Consider the following 21,072-nt stretch of genomic DNA (forward strand, 5'->3'; position numbering starts at 1 on the left):
GCATCGTATTCAGGGCCGCAACCGACTGGGCAGACATTTGCCGACAAAACCAAGAGGGCACCATGGCCGCAGGCATGAAAAACCTATCCAAAACCTTTGTCTGGATTCTCATGGGTCTTTTGATGCTGGGCCTTGCGGGCTTTGGCGCCACCAGCCTGACCGGAACCGTGCGTACGGTTGCGCAGGTCGGTGATGAAAGCATTTCGGTCGACGCGTATTTTCGTGAGCTTCAGCGCGAGATCCGGGCCGTCGAAGCACAAACCGGACAGGCAATGCAGATTTCGCAGGCACATGATCTTGGCCTCGATCAACTTGCCCTTTCGCGCCTGATCGCGCTGGCCGCAATCGATAACGAGGTCGGACAGCTTGGCATTTCGATCGGTGACGAGAACCTGCAGGACGAGATTGTACAGATACCGGCGTTCCAAGGTGTAAACGGTACATTCGACCGCGAAGCCTATCGCTTTCAGCTGGAACAGGTCGGAATGACCGATTCCGAATTCGAATCGGATCTGCGCAAAGAATCTTCACGCACCATCGTTCAGGGTGCGGTCATGAGCGGTGTTGAAATGCCCCGTACGCTGACCGAGGCTTTGTCGAACTATGTGCTGGCCCGCCGCAGCTTTACCGTGGCGACCCTGTCAGCCGACCTTCTCGAAACGCCCGTGGCCCAACCCACAGACGCGCAGATTCAGACATATTACGATGAGAATACCGATCAGTTCACCCTGCCCCGCACCAAGCAACTGACCTACGCCATTCTGTCGCCCGACATGCTGCTCGACACGATCGAAGTGGACGAAGATTCTCTGCGCCGTCTATACGACCAACGCGCTGACGAATTTTTCCAACCCGAGCGCCGCTTGGTCGAGCGTCTGCCCTATCCCAGCGAAGAATCCGCAACCGAGGCGCTGGCACAACTTGAAGTTGGCGGGGCCGATTTCGAACAGTTGGTCCGCGAACGTCAGCTTGAGCTGAGCGATGTTGATCTGGGCGATGTCACACGTGAAGATCTGGGCGATGCAGCCGACGCCGTGTTTGCCGCCGAGATCGACGATGTGGTCGGCCCGCTTCCTACGGTTTTCGGCCCTGCCCTGTTCCGGATCAATGGATCGCTGGCCGAGAACAATGTCAGTTTCGAAGACGCCGAACCCGAACTTCGTGCAGAACTCGCCGCCGACCGAGCGCGCCGTCAGATCGAAGCACAGGCCGAAGACATCAACGACCTGCTTGCAGGCGGCGCAACACTGGAAGAACTGGCCGGTGAGACCGAGATGGAACTGGGTCAGATCGACTGGACCCAGCAAAGCGACGATGGCGTCGCCGCGTATGACGGCTTCCGCGCAGTGGCTGAGGCTGTGCAAGAAGGTGATTTCCCAGAGGTCGCGTTCCTTGAAGATGGTTCGATCTTTGCGCTGCGCTTGAATGAAGTGCTAGAGCCGCGCCCGGAACCTCTGGAAAGCGCCCGTGACCGTGTCGCCGAGGCATGGCTGCAGGTAGAAACTGCGAAAGCGCTGCAAAACCAGGGCAACATGGTTCTGACCCAGCTGGCAACAGATGGCGACTTTACCGCCACTGGCCTGCCCTTCCGCGTCGAAAATGCGCTGACACGTACCGCATTCCTCGAGGATGTTCCCGTGGACTTCATGACTCAGGTGTTTGAAATGGACCCTGGTGAGCTGCGTGTCATTCCCGGAAACGGTAACGCCCTGATCGTGCGTCTGGATGAAGAGCTGCCTCCGGCGGAAACCGATGAGCAACGCCAGATGCAGGATGCACTGGCTGCGCAATTGAGCCAGGCGCTGGCGCAGAACATCTTTGACATCTATGTGCGCAATGCCCAGACACGCGCACGCCCTGTGCTGGATCAGCAAGCGCTGAACGCGGTACGGGCCAGTTACTAAAAGAGACAGAACATGGCCCTGACCCCGGATTTCGAAAGTTTCGCGCGCGCTTATGATGCGGGCGAAAATCAGGTCGTCTATACCCGCCTCGCCGCTGATCTGGATACGCCGGTTTCACTGATGCTGAAACTGACAGGCGCTCAGAAAGACGCCTTCATGCTCGAGTCGGTAACCGGGGGTGAAGTGCGTGGGCGCTATTCGATCATCGGAATGAAGCCCGATCTGATTTGGCGCTGTCAAGGCGAGACATCGGCCTTGAACCGATCAGCCCGCTTCGATGCCGAGGCGTTCGAGCCACAGGATGGCAACCCGATGGACAACTTGCGCGCCTTGTTGGCTGAAAGCCGCATCGCGCTTCCCGATGACCTGCCGCAGGCCGCCGCTGGCCTGTTTGGCTATCTGGGCTACGACATGGTCCGGTTGGTGGAATACCTGCCGGATGTGAACCTTGACCCGTTGGGCCTGCCCGATGCGATCATGCTGCGCCCCTCGGTCATTGCTGTGTTGGACGGCGTCAAAGGCGAGGTTACCGTGGTGTCGCCCGCCTGGGTCAGCGAGGGGCAAACCGCCAAAGCCGCCTATGCGCAGGCTGCCGAGCGTGTGATGGATGCCGTGCGTGATCTTGAGCGTGCCATGCCGGCCGAGACGCGCGATCTGGGTGACGCAATTGAAGTAGGGGCTCCTGTCTCTAACTTCACCAAATCGGGCTATATGGAAGCCGTTGAAAAGGCCAAGGAATATATCCGTGCGGGTGATATCTTTCAGGTCGTCCCGGCCCAACGCTGGACACAGGATTTTCCACAACCGCCATTTGCCCTCTACCGCTCGCTGCGGCGTACCAACCCATCGCCATTCATGTTCTATTTCAACTTCGGCGGCTTTCAGGTCGTAGGCGCAAGCCCAGAAATTCTGGTGCGCGTCTTCGGCAATGAGGTCACGATCCGCCCAATCGCGGGTACCCGCCCGCGTGGCGCGACGCCCGAAGAAGACAAGGCCAACGAAATCGACCTGCTGGCCGACAAGAAAGAACTGGCCGAGCACCTCATGTTGCTGGACCTGGGCCGCAATGACACCGGGCGTGTTTCTAAGATTGGAACCGTGCGTCCTACCGAAGAGTTCATCATCGAGCGCTACAGCCACGTGATGCACATCGTATCAAACGTGGTCGGTGAACTGGCCGAAGACAAGGACGCATTGGACGCGTTCTTTGCCGGAATGCCCGCAGGCACGGTATCAGGCGCGCCCAAAGTGCGCGCGATGGAGATCATCGACGAGTTGGAGCCTGAAAAGCGCGGCATCTACGGTGGCGGTGTCGGGTATTTCAGCGCAGGCGGCGACATGGATATGTGCATCGCGCTGCGGACGGCCATTGTGAAAGACCACAAACTGTATATCCAAGCTGGAGGCGGCGTTGTCTATGACAGCGACCCAGAAGCGGAATACATGGAGACCGTCCATAAATCGAACGCCATTCGCCGCGCGGCTGCGGATGCGGCGCGGTTTACAGGCAGCGGAAACAGCTAGAGGGGTGGCGGATGGTCGCTGCCATCACCCGTCCGTCAGCGATCCGGCAACGCCCTGCTGGACTTCTTTCATCATCACGGCAGAAATTGGGGCCATCGCCACGCGGCTGCCGCGATCCTCAAGCCCCCACAGCAACAGGGCCGAGATCGTCTCGGGACGCAGACGACCCAGCATCACCACGGCACCTTCCTGTCCGGCGCGGAAGGCTGCCTGATCCAGAAAACGCCGCATGATCTTGGGGTCCTGTTTGGCACCATCGAAATCGCGGAACACTACGCTGGATGGAATGCCGTTGCGCGCTGCAAGCTTTTGCGCAGTGTTTAGACCATTGTCCTGCGTCACCAGCCCGCGCCCGGTATCTCCGGCAATCGCCGCAACCTGATCAGCCAGCTTTCGGTTGCCCTGAATGCCGCTTCCGACACCTTCCAGAATGCCAACGGTTTGAGGCAATTGATCCAACCACACCGACAACGACACCTCAGCGTCCTGAGCACTGGCGGCTTCGTGCATGTCAACCAAGGCCAATACTTCAAATCCAGCCTCGCGATGACGGGCCATTTTTTCCGTTGCATTCGGGTCAGACGGGCTGACGGCAAAACTTAGCGGGTATGGGAAATCCTTCAACGCCTCGGCCCCAAAAGCCCCTTCATCATCGATCAGAATGATCGACATCAATGGCTTGGATTCTGGGTTTTCGAAGGTGGCAGCATGTGCTTCGATGGGCTTGGCCACCACTTCTGGAGTAATCACGGCTTGTTCGACGGGCGGGTCATCCCTCTCGGTTAGGGGCACGACACGCTTGCCGATCAACGAACCGGAACCTGTGGCCCCCTCTCCGCCAATTTGCGGCAGGGTCAATACGCGCGGCTGACGTACAGGGCGGGTATCTTCTTCACCCTCAACCGCGATTGGATTTTCATCAGGCACGGGTTCCGCTTCCTCAGCCTCTGGCGCGGCATCCGGCACTTCGACGGTCTCAGGCTGCAGGGCTGCGACCTGAGGGACCTCCTTGGGCGTTTCTTCCGCAACCTGCGGTTCCGGGGCTTCCTCGGGCGCAGGCGCTGCTGGAGCGTCCGCGAGCGCTGCCGGTTCGGCTTCCTGTTGTGGCGAGGTCGGTTCGGCAAGTGGATTTGGCGGTGCCGCGGGCGCTTCGGTTTGAACGGTCACGTCAGAAGATGAGATCGCTGCAGGTGCCTCGGCTACGGTCGGTGCTCCACCCGCCTCAGGACGGGCACCGGGCTCAAGCTCGATACCTGCCAGGCCATCCAGCGAATCTGACGATAGATCGGGGGTTTCAGGGCCGGATGGTGGCAACTCAACCAGATCGGCATCGGCATTGCTTTCTTCAACTTTCGCAGCCTCCAAGGGCTGCGGAGTATCAGCCACTTCGGGCGCGGTTGCCGTCACATCTGGTTTACGTGACAAAGGAGTTGTCAGCGAAAGAACCGCGCCTAGTGCCAATACCGAGACCGCCCCGGCGATCACTCCACCGTAAAATCCGCTCATCGAAATCTCGCCTCTCGCGTTGTTTCGTGCCTCATCTGCCCAGACGCCATCTTCCGCGACGCTCACCTGCACGGTGTCAAGTTGGGTATGTCCTCTTGACGCTGCCGCACAAGCCTGAGCATGTATGTCCCGACATTATACCGCGCTCAGGGACTGCATCGCCAGCCCGAAATGCCCATAGGAAGATAAGTGCCCAAATGCTGCTGCTGATCGACAACTATGACTCGTTTACCTACAACCTCGTTCATTATCTGGGTGAGCTCGGGGCTGAGATGGTTGTGCGCCGGAATGACGCGCTGGATGTGCAGGAAGCAATGGCGATGAACCCGGCTGGTATTCTGCTCAGCCCCGGCCCTTGTGATCCCGATCAGGCGGGCATCTGTCTGGCCCTGACCGAAGCCGCGGCCGAGACGCAAACACCGCTGATGGGGGTCTGTCTGGGGCATCAAACCATCGGACAGGCATTTGGCGGCAAGGTTGTGCGCTGTCATGAGATCGTGCACGGGAAAATGGGCACGATGAAACACACCGGCAAAGGTGTATTCGCTGGCCTGCCCTCGCCCTTCGAGGCCACCCGGTATCATTCGCTTGTCGTAGAACGCGAAAGCCTGCCCGATTGCCTTGAGATCACGGCCGAGCTTGAGGATGGCACGATTATGGGTCTGCAGCACAAAGAACTGCCGATCCACGGCGTCCAGTTTCACCCGGAATCCATCGCGTCCGAGCATGGTCACGCCCTGCTCAAGAACTTCCTGAACGAAATGAAAGTCCCCGCATGAGCGACGCTCTGAAACCTCTGATCGGTGCTGCGGCCGATCGACCTTTGACCCGTGCCGAGGCTGAACAGGCCTTTGGCATCCTCTTTGATGGGGCCGCCACGCCCAGCCAGATCGGCGGGTTGCTGATGGCAATGCGCACGCGCGGCGAGACGGTCGAGGAGTACGCCGCCGCCGCCGCCGTAATGCGCGCGAAATGCAATGCAGTGAAAGCTCCCGCTGGCGCGATGGACATCGTTGGCACGGGGGGCGACGGCAAAGGTACACTCAATATCTCGACAGCCACGGCTTTTGTGACGGCTGGCGCCGGTGTCACCGTTGCAAAACACGGTAATCGGAATCTGAGCTCGAAATCCGGCGCAGCAGATGCTCTTGGGCAGCTTGGTATTAACGTTATGGTTGGCCCGGAAGTTGTTGAAAAAGCGCTGAAAGAAGTCGGTATCGGTTTCATGATGGCCCCGATGCACCACCCGGCGATCGCCCATGTCATGCCCTCGCGGCAAGAACTGGGTACGCGCACGATTTTCAACATTCTGGGGCCCCTGACCAACCCCGCCGGAGTGAAGCGCCAACTGACCGGTGCGTTCAGCCGCGACCTGATCCGCCCGATGGCCGAAACTCTGGGTCTGCTTGGGGCTGAACATGCCTGGCTAGTCCACGGCTCAGACGGTACGGATGAGCTTACGATCACCGGGGTCAGCTGGGTCGCATCAGTTGAGGACGGCGTTGTCAAAGAGGTCGAGCTTCACCCCGAAGATGCAGGCCTTCCGGTGCATCCGTTCGAAGATATCATCGGCGGCACGCCCGAAGAGAACGCGGTCGCCTTCCGCGCCCTGCTGGATGGGGCACCTTCAGCCTACCGCGACGCGGTGTTGCTAAACTCGGCAGCGGCGCTGGTCGTTGCAGATGCGGCACGCGATCTGCGCGAGGGCGTTTCGATGGCCACAGAAAGCATTGATAGCGGCAAGGCCCGTGAAAAGATCACCGCGCTGGCGCGCATTACACAGGAAGCCGCATGACCGAGACCGTTCTGGACAAAATCAAAGCGTACAAGCTGGAAGAGATCGCTGCGGATAAGGCGCATAAGCCTCTGGAAACACTAGAATCTGAGGCACGGAACGCACCCGAGGTACGCGGTTTTGCCGAAGCCCTGCATTCGGCTATGCGCAAGGGGTACGGATTGATCGCCGAGGTCAAAAAGGCCAGCCCGTCCAAAGGTCTGATCCGCGCTGATTTCGATCCGCCCGCGCTTGCCAAAGCTTATGAAGAGGGCGGCGCGGCTTGCCTGTCGGTTCTGACGGACACGCCTAGCTTTCAGGGTGACAAGTCCTTTCTGACCGAAGCGCGCGCGGCCTGTTCGTTGCCAGCATTGCGGAAGGACTTCATGTACGACCCCTATCAGGTGGTCGAAGCGCGTGCATTGGGTGCGGATTGCATCCTGATCATCATGGCATCGGTCAGCGATGCACAGGCCGCCGAGCTTGAGCAAACCGCGTTTGACTGGGGCATGGATGTTCTGATCGAGGTCCATGACGCAGACGAGCTTGAGCGGGCATCGCAGCTGAAAAGCCCGCTGATCGGGATAAACAACCGCAATCTCAAGACCTTCGAGACGACTCTTGATACAACTCGTCATCTGTCAAAGCTGGTTCCAGCGGATCGCACGATCGTCTGCGAGAGCGGCCTTAGCACTCCGGCGGACCTCGCAGATATCGCCCGCTACGGTGCGCGCTGTTTCCTTATTGGTGAAAGCCTGATGCGTCAGGATGATGTAGCTTCGGCAACTCGAGCACTGCTCGCCAACCCGCTCATTCCCGGAGTGATGTGATGCCGCTGACCCATTTTGATGCCAAAGGTGAGGCCCATATGGTGGACGTGTCCGACAAGGCTGTCACCGACCGGGTTGCGGTTGCATCTGGATACATCAAGATGGCGAAGGAAACCTTTGATATCATTTCAGAAGGACGCGCTAAGAAAGGCGATGTTCTTGGTGTTGCCAGACTTGCGGGCATAATGGGCGCCAAGAAAACGCCTGACCTGATACCTCTGTGTCATCCGCTACCCGTGACCAAAGTCGCCATTGAACTGAGCTTAGACCCGGACCTTCCCGGCGTTCAGATTGAAGCGACAGTAAAGACTTCCGGCCAGACCGGCGTAGAGATGGAAGCGCTGACAGCAGTCTCGACAACCGCACTGACGGTTTATGATATGGCGAAGGCCGTGGACAAATCGATGGAGATCGGCGGCATTCGTGTTCTACTGAAAGACGGCGGAAAATCAGGGCGTTACGAGGCATCATGATCTCGGTTGAAGAAGCGCGGGCTCTGCTGTTCGATCTGGTCTCACCGCTGCCCGCAGAAACGGTTGCCCTTGCCGAGGCTGCCGGTCGTATCCTGGCAGAAAACGTTGCAGCAACGCGTGATCAGCCGCCCTTTGCTGCGTCATCGATGGATGGGTACGCCGTCAAGGCGGCCGAAGTCGAACTGCACGCAATGTTCAAAGTGGTTGGCGAAGCAGCGGCCGGACGTCGCTTTGCTGGAAGCGTCGGACCCGGCCAAGCTGTGCGTATATTCACTGGTGCGCCTGTGCCGGATGGTGCAGATTTCATCGTCATACAGGAAGATGTCGACCGACGCGGTGATCTGATCACCATAACCGACGCCCCCGGTGAAAAGGCCAATATCCGCCCTGCGGGGATCGATTTCAGCATCGGTACGCAGATCACGGCCCCGCGCCAGCTCAGACCCGAAGATGTCGCATTAATGGCAGCGATGAACATCGCTTCGGTCCCTGTGACCCGCAAACCCGTGGTTGCACTAATCTCAACCGGTGACGAACTGGTGATGCCCGGAGAAACACCCGGCCCCGATCAGATCATCGCCTCAAATACCTTTGGTCTTAAGGCGTTACTGGAAAACGCTGGCGCACAAGTTCGTGTACTTCCTATCGCACAAGATACCTTAGCGTCATTAGAAACAGCTTTTTGCTTGGCACAGGGCGCTGACCTTGTGGTGACAATCGGAGGGGCGTCGGTTGGCGAGTACGACCTGGTTGCGGATGTCTCGGAAGGTCTTGGGCTGAAGCAATCGTTCTACAAGATACGCATGCGACCGGGTAAACCACTGATGGCCGGGCGGCTTGGGCATGCTGCGATGGTCGGTCTACCCGGAAACCCGGTCAGTGCCATGGTGTGCGGCTATCTGTTTCTTATCCCGATGGTGCGCCGCATGTCGGGGATCGAAAGGGTCCTGAACCCGTTCAAGCGCGCCCGCCTTTCTGCCCCGCTCGGAAAAAATGGCCCGCGTGAGCATTATATGCGGGCGGTGTTGGACAGCGGCGGCATCCGCGCCTGTGATGATCAGGACAGCTCGCTGCTAAGTGTTTTGGCGCAAGCCAATGCACTATTGGTACGCCAACCCCACGATCCCGCGCGCGAGGCCGGGGATGAGGTCCTTTACCTGCCGATCTAGCAAATCCGTTGACACAAAACGTGAACATGCGTAGAACAAAAGAAAACGCATGAGCGACGAGGTATGAGCAATGCTGACCAAGAAGCAATTGGATTTGCTGGAATTCATCCACAAACGCGTGCAAGCGGACGGTGTTCCGCCCAGTTTTGATGAGATGAAGGCCGCGTTGGATCTACGGTCAAAATCCGGGATTCATCGACTGATCACCGCGCTGGAAGAACGTGGCTTTATCCGCCGCCTTGCCCATCGAGCCCGTGCCATCGAAATTGTCAAGCTGCCAGAAAGCCTTGGGGGAGAGCCCACGGCAGGTTTCAAACCGCGTGTGATTGAAGGCGATCGCCCTGAAGGTCCACGCCCCGCGAACTTTGAACCCGTCACAGTTGATGCGATGGAATTGCCTGTTATGGGCCGGATTGCTGCCGGTGTACCGATCGAAGCGATCAGCCATGTTTCGCACCGCGTTGCGGTACCGGGCTCGATGGTTTCGGGCCGTGGTGAACATTATGCGCTTGAGGTTCGTGGCGACTCGATGATCGACGCCGGTATCAACGATGGCGATGTCGTGGTGATCCGCGAAACAACGGCCGCTGACAACGGTGACATCGTGGTGGCATTGGTGGAAGATCAGGAAGCCACGCTGAAACGGTTTTTCCGCCGAGGTCAGGCCATTGCGCTGGAAGCGGCAAATCCGGCCTATGAGACCCGCGTGCTGCCAGAGGACAAGGTGAAAGTTCAGGGCCGCCTGGTAGGCTTGATCCGAAGCTACTGAGGCAGCTTGGGGGACCAGAGGCGGCGGCCTGAGATATCAGAACTCGCGAACAAACGCCCCTTGGACAACGCAAGACTGCCTGTCTTCTGCAGAAATTCCGTATCGTAAACGCTGCATTCACCGGTCAAAGTCAACGACACCGGGGCGACAATGATCTGATCTTTCCTGCATTCCTGAAAGGCGCTCGCAGCCCGCTTGCCAGTCAAGTGGACAAGCTCTTTGTCTCCCAGCAGAAAACGTTGAATTCCCGCTGATGCCTCTGGCCATCGCAAAGCGGCCTTTGGTTGATCTGCCCCGTCCCCGTCATTTTCCAGCCAAACCGACGCGATAAATCCGCTGCCTTTCGGTTTGCTCAGCGCGCGCCCGTGTTCAGTCATCACTCCGACCAGCCCGCCGGTATCGGCGATCAGCACGTCTGGGCGGCTTCCCTGACCCCACAGCGCTATCGCCAATGCTGCCGGGGCGATGCCGAGCCACCGTGCGTGCCCTTGCCACAGCATTAGCCACAGAAGAGACAGAGCCAGAACAGGCAATACGAAATAGTCTGGGCTTACTACGTACCCGCGCGCGCCCTCCAGTCCCGCGACCCAATTGGCAACGGTAAGGATCCATCTCAGCCCAAGACCCATGACGTGCAATGCAATCGCTTCAAGCCCAAAAGGTGCAAGAAGGGCGGCGACCACCGCACTTGGAACGACCAGCGTTCCCATGACGGGCACGGAGACGAGATTTGCCAACAACCCGTAGTGTGAAATAGCGTTGAAGTGCGCCGCCCCGATCGGAGCTGTCGCGATCCCCGCGATCGCCGAGGATGTCAACAAGGCCAGCACAGGCCGCAGCCATTTTGGGCCTGGCATTGGGCCATAGTCCCGCAACGCGCCAAACCCTGCTACCAAGGCGGTTGTGGCTGCAAAAGACATCTGAAATCCGGGGCTCAAAAGAGTTTCTGGACGAAAGGTAAGAACAATCAGCGCAGCCACGGCCACCGCCCGCAATGAAATCGCGCGCCGGTCCAGCAATACGGCCCCCAGCATAACGCAGACCATCACAAAGGCGCGCTCAGTCGCGACGTTCCCACCAGACAGAAGCAGGTAGATTGTCGACGCGAATAACGCACAGAGCGCGGCCACCTTGCGTACGGGCATGCGAAGCGCGATGACAGGTACCATTGAGAACCCCATGCGGCACGCCACAAAAACGAAACCGGTCAACAAACCCATGTGAAGGCCCGAAATCGCCAGAAGATGAGCAAGGTTGGACGCGCGCAACGCCTCTAACGAGGCCTGCCCCATCCCGCTGCGATCACCGGTAGTTACGGCGGCGGCAAAGCCCCCGACTTCGCCCGGCAGGATCGTGCGCACCCGATCCGAGATCTCCATGCGCCAGGCCGTGATACGCACTCCGTCCAAACCATCTTGCACCGCAGCCGACGTCAAGACCGGAACCCGAGTGTATCCAACAGCGCCGAGTTGCTGGAACCAGGCGTGGCGGCGAAAATCAAAACCTCCGGGTTCAACTGGCCCTTGCGGCGGCGAAAGATGTGCTGTGGTCATAATCCGCAGACCCGGGGACAGCGCAACTGACTCCCCGTGAATAGACAGCCGGATGCGCCGGGGTCTTTGATCAGCAGGAACGTCCCCGATCCGCACCTGATCCAATGTCACCCTCAGCGCATCCGACGCAGAGCGGTCCAGCGCTACGACCCTCCCCTCGACCGGGCCATAGTAACGCCATTGCAGGACCGGCTCCGCAACCATATGTGCCCGCGCCCCGGCCAGAGCGAACCCCATCGCGATCAGGGCTAAGCCAGTGGCCAGCGGTGACCACGCGGCCCCCATCCAACGGGTGGAGGCAAGCGCCAGCAAGGCAAGCGCCAGAACGCCGACATAGAGCTCAACCTCGGGTTCGAACCTGAGGCTGAAATACCAACCAATCCCGACCGCCAGGCAGATCGGGGACCACGGAAACAAGTGTCCCCGCTGGGTCAGCAATGCGGTCTCGACCCGTGTCAGAACACGCATGGTTGCCCCCGTCCTTCGGGCTGGGTAGATAGTCGCCAAACTATGCCCGCTAAGGTTACCAAAAGGTTAATCCACACCATGTCCGATCAGGTCGTCACCCGTTTTGCCCCCTCTCCCACCGGATTTCTGCATATCGGTGGCGCCCGCACTGCGCTGTTCAACTGGCTTTATGCGCGGGGTCGCGGCGGCAAGTTCCTGTTGCGGATCGAGGATACCGATCGGGAACGTTCCACGCCGGAAGCAACAGCGGCCATACTGCAAGGCATGGACTGGCTAGGGCTTGATCATGACGGTGAGGTCGTCAGCCAATTCGAGGGTGCCCCTCGACATGCAGAGGTCGCGCATCAATTGCTGTCCGACGGCAAGGCATACAAGTGCTTTTCGACGCAGGAAGAAATCGCTGCATTCCGTGAACAGGCGCGGGCCGAGGGGCAGTCGACCCTGTTTCGCAGCCCGTGGCGCGAGGCTGACCCTGCCACACATCCCGACGCACCTTACGTGATCCGCATCAAGGCTCCGCAAGACGGTGCCACTGTGATCCGCGATCAGGTGCAGGGCGATGTCACCATTCGCAACGATCAGTTGGATGACATGATCCTGCTGCGTTCGGATGGGACTCCGGTCTATATGCTGGCCGTTGTGGTTGACGATCATGATATGGGCGTGACTCATGTGATCCGGGGCGACGATCACCTCAACAACGCCGCCCGTCAGATGATGATCTACGAGGCGATGGGTTGGGATGTACCAGTCTGGGCGCATATCCCTTTGATCCATGGACCCGATGGGAAAAAGCTCAGCAAACGTCACGGTGCGTTGGGGGCGCAAGAATATAAGGCCATGGGATATCCGGCATCCGGAATGCGCAACTATCTGGCTCGGCTGGGCTGGAGCCATGGGGATGATGAGTTCTTTACCGATGCCCAAGCTAAAGAGTGGTTCGATCTGGATGGCATTGGCAAAAGCCCGGCGCGGTTTGATGTGAAGAAGCTTGAAAACCTTTGTGGACAACATATTGCCGTCGGGGGAGATGCCGCGCTGCAGCATGAAATTCAGGGATATCTGAAGTCAGCTGGTTTGCCGCCGCTTTCCGAAACACAATCCAGTGATTTGATCCGTGCGATGTATTGCCTCAAGGACCGCGCACGCACGTTCCCGGAACTCATTGAAAAAGCTCATTTTGTGCTTACGTCGCGACCTATCCAGCCAGATGAAAAGGCCGCAAAGGCGCTGGCATCTGTATCCGACGGTATACTGAAAGAATTGACGCCGCAGCTGCAAAATGCTAGCTGGTCCCGGAACGAACTGGAGGAGACCCTGAATTCGTTCGCAGAGGCGAATGGGGTTAAGTTCGGCAAATTGGCTGGTCCGCTGCGGGCGGCACTAGCGGGCCGGGCAGTTACACCTTCGGTATTTGACATGATGCTTGTGCTTGGGCGCGATGAAACCCTGGCGCGGCTTTCTGATGCAGCGAACCCGGCCTGATTTCACATAAGGGTAACGCTGCTCCGCTAAGAACGGACTGCGCGACGGATCGCAGTCGTTGCCTGCTTTGTCGGACAGCGATCCGGCATGCGCACGAATGAAGAAGGGACAAACATGACCGAGAGCAAAAAATCAGCCAAACTGACTGTCCACGGCGAAAGCTATGATCTGCCGGTGTTTTCTCCGACCGCTGGGCCCGATGTGATCGATATTCGCAAGCTCTATGGTCAGGCTGGCGTCTTTACTTATGATCCGGGTTTCACGTCCACCGCAAGCTGTGACAGCACCATTACATTCATCGACGGTGACAAGGGTGAGTTGCTGCATCGCGGTTATCCGATCGAACAGATCGCCTCGAAGTCGCATTTCCTCGAACTCAGCTATCTGCTGCTGTATGGCGAGCTGCCTTCGGCGAAGGATCTGGAGAACTTCGAGACCACAATCACCCGGCACACGATGCTGCACGAGCAGATGCAGTATTTCTATCGCGGCTTCCGCCGGGATGCGCATCCGATGGCCATCATGGTGGGTGTGGTTGGTGCCATGTCCGCGTTCTATCACGATTCGACCGACATCGCGGACCCGCGTCAGCGTGAAGTAGCTTCGCACCGTTTGATCGCAAAAATGCCGACCATCGCGGCCTGGGCCTACAAATACCATATTGGTCAGCCGTTCGTGTATCCGCGCAACGACCTGGACTATGCGTCAAACTTCCTGCGCATGTGTTTTGCCGTTCCTGCCGAAGATTACGAGGTGAACCCGATTCTGGCACGCGCCATGGATCGTATCTTCATGCTGCAGGCGGATCACGAACAGAACGCCTCGACTTCGACGGTGCGTCTGGCATCTTCTTCGGGTGCAAACCCATTCGCCTGTATCGCGGCCGGTATCGCCTGTCTCTGGGGTCCGGCCCATGGTGGTGCGAACCAGGCTTGCCTTGAAATGCTGGAAGAGATTGGCAGCGTGGACCGCATCCCCGAGTTTATCGAGCGCGCCAAAGACAAAGATGACCCGTTCCGTCTGATGGGCTTTGGCCACCGCGTCTACAAGAACTTCGATCCACGCGCGAAAGTGATGAAGCAATCGGCAGACGAAGTACTTGACCTGCTGGGCGTAGAAAACAATCCCAAACTACAGGTCGCGAAGGCGCTGGAAAAACAGGCTCTGGAAGATCCGTATTTCATCGAAAAGAAACTGTTCCCGAATGTCGACTTTTATTCGGGCATCGTGATGGAAGCGATGGGCTTCCCGACCTCGATGTTCACGCCAATCTTCGCGTTGTCACGCACCGTTGGCTGGGTTAGCCAGTGGAAAGAAATGATTGCCGATCCACAGAATAAGATCGGACGCCCACGTCAGCTTTATCTGGGCGCGACCAACCGCGATTACGTGGACATCGAAAACCGCTGATCCACACACAATATCGATGTTAAGACCCCGGTTATCCGGGGTCTTTTTTTCCGTAGCGTTACCAAAATGAGACCGTTCGAAACCAAACGTAAATGACTGTTTCGATGCATCTTTCCGCACTGCCTCAGTCCGCCTAATGTTGCCGCGTCCGGCGAATAGTGTTTGGTTCTCATGCGTTTAATCCTCTTGTTCATTATGTTGCTACTTGCGCAATCGGCATCCGCTCAAAGCGTGCTGGAACGTGCTTTTGAGAAGCAGCAGCAGGAAAACGCCGCCGGGTCGCTGGCAATCTTAGGGCTAGCAGGCATCCCGGACGATTCTGCCAGCGCAATCTCGCTGCAGTCAAATACAGACAATCGCGACTACGATTTCAAATCCGCCCAGCTGGGCGGCGGGTTTCGCCTTGCTGAGGGCGTGCCGATCTATCTTGAGGGCTATATAGGCTACGCGCGCTATGACCCCGTTCTGACCTTCAGCGGCACCGGAGATACCACGCGTATTCCGCTGAAATGGACCAGCCTCGCCCTGACCGGCGGTGTCGGCTATCAGTTCGACATCGGCGAGTATTGGAAAATGACCCCGATGGCCCATATCTCGGTCGGACGTACGCAATCCGACGCATCTGTCGGTGCGCAAGCCATCGCCAACCGCCTGGGGCTTGATCGAGACTTTCTCGAAAGCGGCGGCATCTGGGCTGGTGGCGCAGGCGGATCGATGACGGTCTCGTACGAGAAAGCCCTGTCCAACGACCGGGAATTCGAGGCAAGCCTGCGCTATACCCATATCGAATACTGGCCTATCGGAGACAACGAGGACCTGCTGGTTGAATCAACTGCCGCAAATGCAGTTCTGTGGTCACGCTACCGCTTTCCAACTGGAAAACGCATGTTCGGTCGCCCGGTCCGCTGGGTGGGCGATCTGTCCCTGTCCTATCTGATCGGGGATCAGTCACTTGTATTGGGCACCGACTGGCTGGCCCGCGTAGGTGGCGGGATCGAGGTTGATCTGTCCGACACATGGGTGCCTTGGGTATCAACGACACGGTTTATGGTCCGCTACTACGGCAGCGATACCGTCAACGGCTTCTCGGCCGGTATTGGCATTAGTTTCTGAACCAAGGCTTTAAAACAAAGCCAGTTGATCACCGGGCTGGGGTGGAGGTGCAAACGCCGCACAGTTCAGTGGCGGCATGTCTGTCGACAGCCCGAGACGTTTGACTGCGGCCTTGAACCGTTGCGCAATCATCTCGGCATAGGTCCCCTCGCCCCGCATGCGGTGGCCCCACCGGGGGTCATATTCCCTACCCCCATGCATTTCGCGCAGCCGTGCCATCACCTTCTCAGCCCTGCCCGGCTGATGTTCGATCAGCCACTCGCGCCAAAGCCCGGATACTTCACGCGGTAGCCGCAGCATGATCCAGCTTGCAGCATCGGCGCCAGCCTGCTTTCCGGCCTCCAACAGGTTTTCCAATTCATGATCGGTTAAACCGGGAATCACCGGAGACGTCATAACGCGCACTGGCACGCCAGCCTCGGTCAGGTTGCGGATCATTCCGAGCCTGCGCTGCGGCGAAGGTGCTCGTGGTTCCATCCGCCGGGAAAGATCCCGGTCCAATGTGGTCAGCGAAATGCCAACCCGGACAAGGCCATTGCGGGCCATCGGTGCCAGAATATCAAGATCACGCTCGATCAGAGCCCCCTTGGTCACAATACCGACCGGATGTTGAAAATCTCTCAGAACCTTTAGACAGCTTCTTGTTATCTTGCGGTTTTTTTCGATCGGTTGATAAGGATCGGTGTTGGTGCCCAGTGCAATCGTGGCCACCTTGTAAGAACGTGCCGAGAGTTCGCGACGCAATAGCTCAGCCGCATTGGGTCGCGCAACAAGGCGGGTTTCGAAATCCAAACCCGGAGACAGCCCCAGATACGCATGCGTTGGCCGAGCAAAGCAATACACGCATCCATGCTCGCAGCCCCGATATGGGTTTATGGATCTGTCAAAAGGTAGGTCCGGCGACTTGTTATAGGTAATCAGATTGCGCGCCATTTCTTCCCGAACTTCGGTCCGCAAAGGGGGCAGTTCGTCTGGCAAATCCCAGCCATCTTCGGTCAACTCGGTTGTAAACCTCTCGAATCGACCTGCTTCGTTTGAGGTTGCTCCGCGCCCAGGGCTTTTGATGGCAGCAGTCATTTGTTCGCCTTTTGTTCCTATCACTAGATGTAATTAAAACCAGTTTCACTGGCAAGATTCATGTTTCGATTCCCAAAAATCATCAGATGCTCGAAACCGGCGACGCATTAGACTGCGGGTGAATTTACCGTGGCTAATGAAACCAATGCAGGATGATCTTGCAAAATTCGATGTCGCTGAGTGCGAATATTCGGCCTATAGGTCGGTCTCAGAACGACCTAGGTCGCAATCGTCACAGTAGACCTGCGACGAAATGGCCAAAACGGTGAAAATGCCACCACGGGCCGCAGGCCCGCACAGCTCAGGGAAATACCCATGTCTGATGAAGAAGACATCGTCCTGTCCGAACTGAATGACGACGAACTCGTCGAACAGATGTTCGATGACCTTTATGACGGCCTGAAGGAAGAGATCGAAGAAGGTGTGAACATCCTGCTCGAGCGCGGATGGCAACCCTATGACATCCTGACCAAAGCGCTGGTTGGCGGCATGACAATTGTCGGCCATGACTTCCGCGACGGCATCCTGTTCGTGCCTGAGGTTCTGCTGGCGGCCAACGCCATGAAAGGCGGTATGGCGATCCTGAAGCCTCTGCTGGCTGAAACTGGTGCTCCGCGCGTTGGCAAGATGGTGATCGGCACCGTAAAGGGTGACATCCATGACATCGGCAAGAACCTTGTTGCGATGATGATGGAAGGCGCCGGGTTCGAAGTTGTCGATATCGGCATCAACAACCCGGTCGAGAACTACCTCGAAGCGCTGGAAAACGAACAGCCCGACATTCTGGGCATGTCCGCTCTGCTGACGACGACGATGCCTTATATGAAGGTCGTAATCGACACGTTGGTCGAACAAGGCCTGCGTGATGAGTACACCGTTCTGGTTGGCGGCGCTCCGCTGAACGAAGAGTTCGGCAAGGCGATCGGCGCTGACGGCTATTGCCGCGACGCAGCCGTGGCGGTGGAAATGGCCAAGGACTTCATGTCGCGCAAGCACAACCAACTGGCCGGCTAAGGCGCGAGATCATATCGTTAGACAGGCCGTCCTTTTTGGGGCGGCCTTTTTTGTCCGAACCTCGGGCACATATATAGCTAAAGACCAGCCAGAGAGATCAGATGACCGGCTCACAGATCCCAGACGATGACAGCCTGACCCGTCAAGGCTATGTCGCACCGCACAGCGCCGAGTCGATTCTTCTGATCGCATGCGGTGCACTGGCCCGCGAGATTCTGGACCTGAAAGAACGGAACGGCTGGGATCACATGGCCCTGACTTGCCTGCCCGCCATTTTGCATGTGCACCCGGAAAAGATCACACAGGCGGTCGAGGATGCGGTTGCCAAGCATCGGGGCTCATACGACCGCATCTACGTTGTCTATGCCGATTGTGGAACCGGTGGCTTGTTACAGGCAGCATGCGAGCGGCTGGGGGTCGAGATGATCCAAGGGCCCCATTGCTATTCTTTCTTCGAGGGCAATTTGGCCTTTGCCGCGCATGGCGACGATGAAACCACCGCTTTTTATCTGACAGATTTCCTTGCGCGGCAGTTTGATGCGTTTGTCTGGAAACCGCTGGGTCTGGACCGGCATCCTGAATTGCGTGAGATGTATTTCGGCAATTACACCAAGCTCGTTTATCAGGCGCAAACCGATGATCCCGACTTGACCCGTCGCGCGCAGGAGTGCGCTGATCGGATGGGGCTGGAGTTCGAGCGTCGGCAAACCGGCTATGGCGATTTGGAAACCACGCTTGCTGACTGGGCAGCGCGCAAATCCACCTAAAAGTCAGGCGCTTGCCAATGCCACTTCGCGAATACGTTCTATCATAGCGCGTAACCCGTTTGAACGTTGGGCAGACAAATGATCCTGCAACCCCAGACGCGCGAGTTCTCCACCGGCATCAACACCGGGCACCTCGGCCACCGGCAAGCCGTTATACAGGCTACGCAGAACCGCAATCAGGCCCCGAACAATCAGGGCATCGCTGTCACCGTCAAAGCGGAATTGACCGCCCTCAATGGTTGGATGCAGCCAGACCTGACTGGCGCAACCATTCACCTTGGTCGCAGGGACTTTGAATGCATCATCCAGAGGCTCCATCGCTTTGCCCTGCTCGATCACATGGCGATAGCGGTCTTCCCAGTCCTCCAGGAACTCGAAATCCTCGACTATCTCTTCGAAGGCTGGCGTTGCCATATCGGGTCCGTCCTTGCATTACGCATTCACAATTGTGAACTATGCTCAGCGCTACCAACTGTCCAGTCCCCAGCGTGGCTTTTCAAACGATCGAATTTGCGTTAACCCGATGCAGGTAAAGTTGCACAAAGTACTGGGTCCATGCACAAAACTCTGCCTGTTCTGATGATCTCCACAATGGCTCTGTCCGCTTGTAGCAACTGGAGCAACTCAAGCGCGAATCCATCGAACTGGTTTGGCAGCAGCACACCCAGCCCATCCGAAGTATCAGCCGATGACGCTAATGCCTTGGTTCCCGAAAATGCCGACAAAAAAGGCCTGTTCGAGCGTCCGGACGCCGAGGATAACAGCGTTCCAATCGCCGTGATCAACGAATTGCGGATCGACCCAACCTCGACGGGCGCAATCATCTATGCGGCTGGCACAGCCATTCGACAGGGTGCGTTCAACGCACAGCTCGCGCGCGTAAGATCCGAAGAACTCAGCAAAAATGGCGTTATGGAGTTCACCTTCCGCGTGGATTACCCGGACTACGCCACTGCGCAGGGCACCGAACGGTCGCGGATGGTTTCAGAGGCCGTCAATGTAAGCCGGAAAGAACTGGAAGGCATTCGTCTGGTTCGGGTCAAGGGCCAGCAGAACGCGTTGGAATCTCGTCGCCGTTAAAGCGAGACAACTTGCACGGCCTGTCCCTTGGCGGCCAAAGCAATCTTGCCTTCGCAAAGCTTCAGCGCGTCCTCGCCAAAAACCTCGAACCGCCAACCGGACATGGCGGGAACTTCTCGTTCGCCTGCAGCGATCTGATCCAGTTCCGCGCTGGAGGCGATCAATTTTGCGGCAACGCCTGCGCTTTCGGTCTTTGATTTCAAAAGAACGCGCAGCAAATCTGCAAGCGCCGGGTTGACCTTCAGCTTGTCGCGGCTGTTGTCAATCTTCGGCAACCGGTCATGCGGGCAACCTACGCCCCGTTTTACCGCCTCCAGAATGCCTTCTGCGATCGCCCCTTTGCGCGCTTCGCGCAGTAACAAGCGCGACCCGCCCAGATCAGAGGGCGTCTTGGGCTTGGTCGAGGCCATCTCGATCAACGCATCGTCTTTGAACACACGGCTTCGTGGCACATTGTTCTCTTGCGCATAGGCTTCACGGAACTGCGCCAGCTCTCGAACCACGGCCAGAAACTTGGCAGAGTTGGTCCGCGTTTTGACCCGCCGCCACGCCTCTTCCGGGCGAATGTCATATGTCTCGGGTCGGGTCAGTATGCGAAGCTCTTCTGCGACCCAGTGATCCCGGCGCGACTTCTTAAGTTCTGCAGCCAGATGCTCATAGATTTTCCGAAGATGGGTTACATCTGCCAGTGCGTATGTTTTCTGCGCATCCGTCAGAGGGCGCCGTGACCAGTCGGTGAAGCGAGAAGTTTTATCGACCCCTTCCTTGCAGATCTTCCGGACCAGAGTTTCATAGCCAACCTGTTCACCAAAACCGCAGACCATCGCAGCGACCTGAGTATCAAACAACGGAGTCGGAAAGACACCCGCGTCGACCCAAAAAATTTCAAGATCCTGCCGCGCGGCGTGGAAAACCTTGACCACGCTTTCGTCGCTGAACAGCTGGTACAAAGGCTCCAGCGACATGCCGTCAGCCAATGGATCAACCAGAACGGCGCTGTCTTCATCTTCCGATGGCACCGCAAGCTGCACCAGACAGAGTTTCGAATAATAGGTCCGTTCGCGCAGAAATTCGGTATCTACAGTGACATAAGGATATTGTGCAGCAGCCGAGCAGAATGCGGCCAGCTCTTGCGTCGTCGTCAGGGTTTTCATGC

The 21,072-nt window shown here is 57.8% G+C and carries 19 protein-coding genes; 14 read left to right on the forward strand and 5 right to left on the reverse strand.

Translation table 11 applies throughout. The features are described 5' to 3' along the window. Window positions 1-62: 62 nt before the first annotated feature. Entirely contained in the window at window positions 63-1,904 is a 1,842-nt protein-coding gene (locus ACR0NE_RS05845) for a SurA N-terminal domain-containing protein (protein ID WP_170660552.1), read from the forward strand. Between the two features lie 12 nt (window positions 1,905-1,916). After that, the gene (gene trpE / locus ACR0NE_RS05850; RefSeq protein ID WP_170595521.1) at window positions 1,917-3,428 is read left to right on the forward strand and encodes an anthranilate synthase component I; all 1,512 of its coding nucleotides are present in this window, start codon (window positions 1,917-1,919) and stop codon (window positions 3,426-3,428) included. 24 nt (window positions 3,429-3,452) lie between these two features. Here trpE and ACR0NE_RS05855 read toward each other — a convergent pair whose 3' ends face one another. Continuing rightward, window positions 3,453-4,934 carry a divergent polysaccharide deacetylase family protein gene (locus ACR0NE_RS05855; RefSeq protein WP_480459334.1) on the reverse strand — a complete coding sequence of 494 codons (1,482 nt, stop codon included), beginning with the start codon at window positions 4,932-4,934 and terminating at the stop codon, window positions 3,453-3,455. A 197-nt stretch (window positions 4,935-5,131) separates the two neighbouring features. Between ACR0NE_RS05855 and ACR0NE_RS05860 the strand changes: the two genes are divergently transcribed. The 6 genes from ACR0NE_RS05860 (at window position 5,132) to lexA (ending at window position 9,949) form a co-directional block, all read left to right on the forward strand. Continuing rightward, window positions 5,132-5,713: an anthranilate synthase component II gene (locus ACR0NE_RS05860; protein WP_170392975.1), complete on the forward strand. Its 582-nt coding sequence runs from the start codon at window positions 5,132-5,134 to the stop codon at window positions 5,711-5,713. After that, entirely contained in the window at window positions 5,710-6,729 is a 1,020-nt protein-coding gene (gene trpD, locus ACR0NE_RS05865; RefSeq protein WP_170421815.1) for an anthranilate phosphoribosyltransferase, read from the forward strand. Before ACR0NE_RS05860 ends, trpD begins: the two co-directional genes overlap by 4 nt. Beyond that, window positions 6,726-7,538: an indole-3-glycerol phosphate synthase TrpC gene (gene trpC / locus ACR0NE_RS05870; RefSeq protein ID WP_170392973.1), complete on the forward strand. Its 813-nt coding sequence runs from the start codon at window positions 6,726-6,728 to the stop codon at window positions 7,536-7,538. The genes trpD and trpC overlap by 4 nt, the downstream gene beginning before the upstream one ends. Continuing rightward, window positions 7,538-8,011: a cyclic pyranopterin monophosphate synthase MoaC gene (gene moaC, locus ACR0NE_RS05875; RefSeq protein WP_170595517.1), complete on the forward strand. Its 474-nt coding sequence runs from the start codon at window positions 7,538-7,540 to the stop codon at window positions 8,009-8,011. The genes trpC and moaC overlap by 1 nt, the downstream gene beginning before the upstream one ends. After that, the gene (locus tag ACR0NE_RS05880; RefSeq protein ID WP_170595515.1) at window positions 8,008-9,180 is read left to right on the forward strand and encodes a molybdopterin molybdotransferase MoeA; all 1,173 of its coding nucleotides are present in this window, start codon (window positions 8,008-8,010) and stop codon (window positions 9,178-9,180) included. The genes moaC and ACR0NE_RS05880 overlap by 4 nt, the downstream gene beginning before the upstream one ends. Before the next feature lie 70 nt (window positions 9,181-9,250). Further along, on the forward strand, window positions 9,251-9,949 hold the full coding sequence (gene lexA, locus ACR0NE_RS05885; RefSeq protein WP_170392970.1) for a transcriptional repressor LexA: 699 nt from the start codon (window positions 9,251-9,253) through the stop codon (window positions 9,947-9,949). On the opposite strand, the gene ACR0NE_RS05890 is transcribed toward lexA, so the two are convergent. Next, the gene (locus ACR0NE_RS05890; RefSeq protein ID WP_170595512.1) at window positions 9,943-11,970 is read right to left on the reverse strand and encodes a ComEC/Rec2 family competence protein; all 2,028 of its coding nucleotides are present in this window, start codon (window positions 11,968-11,970) and stop codon (window positions 9,943-9,945) included. The two genes, lexA and ACR0NE_RS05890, sit on opposite strands and share 7 nt — an antisense overlap. 78 nt (window positions 11,971-12,048) lie before the next feature. Here ACR0NE_RS05890 and gltX point away from each other — a divergent pair, with 78 nt between their 5' ends. The 3 genes from gltX to ACR0NE_RS05905 all read left to right on the forward strand — a co-directional run bounded on the left by gltX (window position 12,049) and on the right by ACR0NE_RS05905 (window position 15,978). Continuing rightward, entirely contained in the window at window positions 12,049-13,455 is a 1,407-nt protein-coding gene (gltX, locus tag ACR0NE_RS05895) for a glutamate--tRNA ligase (RefSeq protein ID WP_170595510.1), read from the forward strand. Between the two features lie 114 nt (window positions 13,456-13,569). Then, entirely contained in the window at window positions 13,570-14,865 is a 1,296-nt protein-coding gene (gene gltA / locus ACR0NE_RS05900) for a citrate synthase (RefSeq protein ID WP_170392967.1), read from the forward strand. Between the two features lie 171 nt (window positions 14,866-15,036). Further along, window positions 15,037-15,978, forward strand: a complete 942-nt coding sequence (locus tag ACR0NE_RS05905; RefSeq protein WP_170510120.1) for an autotransporter domain-containing protein — start codon at window positions 15,037-15,039, stop codon at window positions 15,976-15,978. Window positions 15,979-15,987: 9 nt separating this feature from the next. On the opposite strand, the gene ACR0NE_RS05910 is transcribed toward ACR0NE_RS05905, so the two are convergent. Then, a complete protein-coding gene (locus tag ACR0NE_RS05910) occupies window positions 15,988-17,055 on the reverse strand; it encodes a PA0069 family radical SAM protein (RefSeq protein WP_170595508.1) in 1,068 nt (355 codons plus the stop codon). A 315-nt stretch (window positions 17,056-17,370) separates the two neighbouring features. On the opposite strand from ACR0NE_RS05910, the gene ACR0NE_RS05915 reads away from it, so the two are divergent. After that, a complete protein-coding gene (locus ACR0NE_RS05915; protein ID WP_170392964.1) occupies window positions 17,371-18,069 on the forward strand; it encodes a corrinoid protein in 699 nt (232 codons plus the stop codon). Window positions 18,070-18,170: 101 nt separating this feature from the next. Then, the gene (locus ACR0NE_RS05920) at window positions 18,171-18,836 is read left to right on the forward strand and encodes a DUF1638 domain-containing protein (RefSeq protein ID WP_170595506.1); all 666 of its coding nucleotides are present in this window, start codon (window positions 18,171-18,173) and stop codon (window positions 18,834-18,836) included. 3 nt (window positions 18,837-18,839) lie between these two features. Here ACR0NE_RS05920 and ACR0NE_RS05925 read toward each other — a convergent pair whose 3' ends face one another. Then, a complete protein-coding gene (locus tag ACR0NE_RS05925; RefSeq protein WP_170595504.1) occupies window positions 18,840-19,250 on the reverse strand; it encodes a SufE family protein in 411 nt (136 codons plus the stop codon). 141 nt (window positions 19,251-19,391) lie between these two features. Between ACR0NE_RS05925 and ACR0NE_RS05930 the strand changes: the two genes are divergently transcribed. Further along, a complete protein-coding gene (locus ACR0NE_RS05930; protein ID WP_170405998.1) occupies window positions 19,392-19,916 on the forward strand; it encodes a hypothetical protein in 525 nt (174 codons plus the stop codon). On the opposite strand, the gene rnd is transcribed toward ACR0NE_RS05930, so the two are convergent. Next, window positions 19,913-21,070: a ribonuclease D gene (gene rnd, locus ACR0NE_RS05935; RefSeq protein ID WP_170421839.1), complete on the reverse strand. Its 1,158-nt coding sequence runs from the start codon at window positions 21,068-21,070 to the stop codon at window positions 19,913-19,915. The two genes, ACR0NE_RS05930 and rnd, sit on opposite strands and share 4 nt — an antisense overlap. Between the last annotated feature and the right edge of the window lie 2 nt (window positions 21,071-21,072).

The sequence above is a fragment of the Ruegeria sp. C9 genome (assembly GCF_056537585.1).